The 3,039-nt window shown below is 62.5% G+C and carries 3 protein-coding genes; all 3 read right to left on the reverse strand.

Annotation, left to right across the window (positions count from 1 at the left end):
- Nucleotides 1–418, reverse strand: a 418-nt coding sequence (locus EN949_RS34285) for a DUF2161 family putative PD-(D/E)XK-type phosphodiesterase (protein ID WP_245472579.1), incomplete at its 3' end; no start/stop codon positions are given.
- A 102-nt stretch (nt 419–520) separates the two neighbouring features.
- A complete protein-coding gene (locus EN949_RS34290) occupies nt 521–1,318 on the reverse strand; it encodes a sterol desaturase family protein (RefSeq protein WP_127366042.1) in 798 nt (265 codons plus the stop codon).
- A gap of 177 nt (nt 1,319–1,495) precedes the next feature.
- Nucleotides 1,496–3,039: autotransporter domain-containing protein (locus tag EN949_RS34295; protein WP_127371953.1), on the reverse strand; the 1,544-nt coding region annotated here is incomplete at its 5' end.

Below are 3,039 nucleotides of genomic sequence, written 5' to 3' on the forward strand. Positions count from 1 at the left end.
CGGGATCGCCGCGACGGCGCTGGTGCTCGTCGACCAGGCGGGAGCGCCGGCGGGCATTTTTGCGCGGCGCCAGCGCGATCGGGCTGAGAAGCACCTCGACCCGGTCCGTCGCGGTCACGCCAAGCAAGCCGAAGCCAAGCCGGCGGCAGAGATTGCGGAACCTGGCATCGCTTTCGCGTCCCTTGCCGCGAGCCGACATGCGCGCGGCCAGCCACACCTCGTCGCAGGCCGCCGCACGATCGACACCTTGCAGCACCAGTTCGAGATTGAACTGCAGCTTCAACTCGCAGATGACGACAACCGGCGGCTCCCCCTCGCGCAACGCAACAACATCGCAGCCGTCGATCTCGCCTTTGACGACAAAGTCGAGGCTTTCGAGGAACCGCTTCACCGGCGCATAGAGTGAGGTCTCGTTCATGGCGCAAGGTTTAGCCGATTCGAGGCGAAAAGCCTTCCGGTGGTTCGGCGTCCTGCGGCTCGAAAGGGGACCGGTGTGGATACCGCAACGCCGGGCCAGCCGTCAGGTTTCGGCGTTCGGCACCGCCCGGTTCGGCAGCTTCCTGCGGCGCAGGAGCGGATAGCCGATCTGGCCGAAATAGGTGGAAGGGATCGGATCGTCGACGCCGTACTTCTCCGGCACCTTGTCACCGGTGGGATTGTAGGTGCCGAACAGCACGTCGAGGAAAGGCAACTGCCCGGCGAAGTTCTTGTCATAGGCTTCGCGCTGGTTGGCATGGTGCCAGCGATGGAACTGCGGGCTGGCGATCAGCCACTTCAAGGGGCCGAACGGAATCCGCACGTTTGAATGCACAAGCAGCGTATGTCCAAGGTAGAGAGTCGAAAAGACGGCGATCGACGCTTCCGAGAAGCCGAGGAAAAAGATCGGCGTCAGCGATATTGCCTTTGTGACGATGGCGTCGACGGGATGATTGTGGAAGGCCCCGAGCCAGTCGAGTTCTTCAATGCCGTGGTGAACGGCATGGAACTTCCAAAGCGCCGGGATTTTGTGAAAGGCCCGATGTGTCCAGTAGACGCCGACATCGGTGATCACGATGATTTCGGCAACCTGCAGCCAGACGGGCTGGCCGCTGACGGCCTGCGTTATCGCTTGCGGGACCAGGAGTGCAGCGGCACCGAGCGCGCCTGCCGCCATCATGACGATGGCCAGCTTTATGATGAAGCCGTTGAACAGCAGATAAATCAGATCGACAGCGAAGCCTTTGCGAAAGATCTTCTGCGGCCGCTCGGCGAACAGATGTTCGAACGGAATGAAGATCAGGGCGCAGATCAGAAGTGCCTTGATGCCAAAGATATCCATCGATTCGCCTCAGCGCGCAGTCCGCGCCTCTGAGAGGAACCACATCTCCCTTTCCAAAGGCTAAAGGCTCTACCTTTTGCGCGAGTGGCGGCGGCAAACGCGGATTGTGAATGGAACGCGGGCGGACGAGGAGACGCGAATGCGGGCTCGTCCTGCGGCGTGTGGCCCATCCCCCAACTAGAACCTGACCGCGAGATTGGCTTTCACGCTCTGGTCTGCGGCGCGACTGCCGAATTGTCCCCCATAGGTGAGGCCGAGCGTGGCATTGTGTGCGATGGCGATGTCGAACCCGACATCGAGTATCAGCCCGTCCTTGGCGATCGGCACGCCCGCGACGGTGAATGATGCGCCGCCGGCGAATGCGAAGCGCGACAGCGGTACGGTCTCGCCGAAGGCATGGCGCCAGCCGAGCGTGCCGCGAACCGTCGCCGCCATCTCGCCGACGGTGAACTCGCCTGAGGCATGTAGGCCGAGCGTGGTGAAGGTCGCATCGGTGATTGCCGAAGCGCTTGTCAGCGTCGCCGCGCCGCCTGTCTCGGTGAAGCCGTCAGTCCGGAGGTTCACATAGGCGAGATTGGCGAAGGGCTCAAAGCCTAAATTTCCAGCATGGATACCATAGCCCAGTTCGCCGAACACCTGCGCCGTTCCGGCGCGATAATCTGCCTTGAGGCTGTCATTGAAACCGGGGAAAGTGACGGAGCGGCTCGTCGCGATGTCGTGCCAAGTATAGGATGTACCGGTGCGCAAGCCGAGCGTGCCGCCCCCAACATCCCAAGTGGTGCCGCCATAGAGGCCGAGATGATAGTTGTCGCTCGAGCCCGACGAGGCGCGGTCTTTCATATCGAGGTTGGTGCGGCTGTATCCCGCCATGATACCCAATCGCCAGGTGTCGAAAATGGCGGCGTCACCGCCAGCCAGGAAACCGCCAGTCGAGCGGTCAACGCGGGCAGCATTGCCGTCGCTGCCAGTATGGCCCCATGAACCAAAGCCCTGACTCCAGAGGGCGAAGCGATCGGTGTCCGACGCCACTGCAGCGGTCGTATTGGGATCGAGCGAGACATAGGCGCCCGCAGCACCGCCATAGGTCTGATCGGCGTAGGCCATGACCGGAGCGGCCGATGCACCGACGATACCGAAAGCGGCCCGGATGCGGTTCGTCGCCGCGTCGCGCAGAAGACGGCTATCTTCGATGAGGGAAGTCTGCGCCGAGGGATACACCTCGCCCGAGAGCTGGTCGAAGGCATCACGTGCCTGCACGTCGGTCGCGAGGTTGAGGATGACGTTGTACAGGGATCCGGATGTCGGCAGGCTCTCGAGCCCCCCAGCGGTTGCGATCTGATTGCGGGTCAAGGCTGCGTCGGTGAAGTTGCGGTATTTCAGGATGTCGAGATAGGCGTTGTTGGTGTCATAGGTATCGACAAGCCTGAGGAAGGCGGTGTTGACAACTCCAGTCAAGGCAGCGAACTGCCCGGTCAGCCCGGCATCGGCGGTCAACACCGTATAGCGGGTGCCCGGCACCGCAATGCCGCCCGCGGCGTTCACGGTCAGCGTCGCGCCAGTGATCGTCGCGGTGCCGGAGGTGCTGAACCTGTCGGCCTGGCCGGCCGTGTTGATATCGATCGCCATGATGCTGCCAGTCGCGAAAGCGGCATTGCCGCCGGTTTGCCGGATCACATCGCCGGCGCCAGCGTCGGCCATTGTCAAGGTGCCTTGATTGGTGA

Source organism: Mesorhizobium sp. M7A.F.Ca.US.007.01.2.1, from assembly GCF_003998165.1.
Lineage (GTDB): Bacteria > Pseudomonadota > Alphaproteobacteria > Rhizobiales > Rhizobiaceae > Mesorhizobium > Mesorhizobium ciceri.

Bases quoted from the DNA above. Each gene is read 5' to 3' on its own strand.
- EN949_RS34290 (WP_127366042.1), bottom strand. From the start codon at position 1,318: ATGGATATCTTTGGCATCAAGGCACTTCTGATCTGCGCCCTGATCTTC.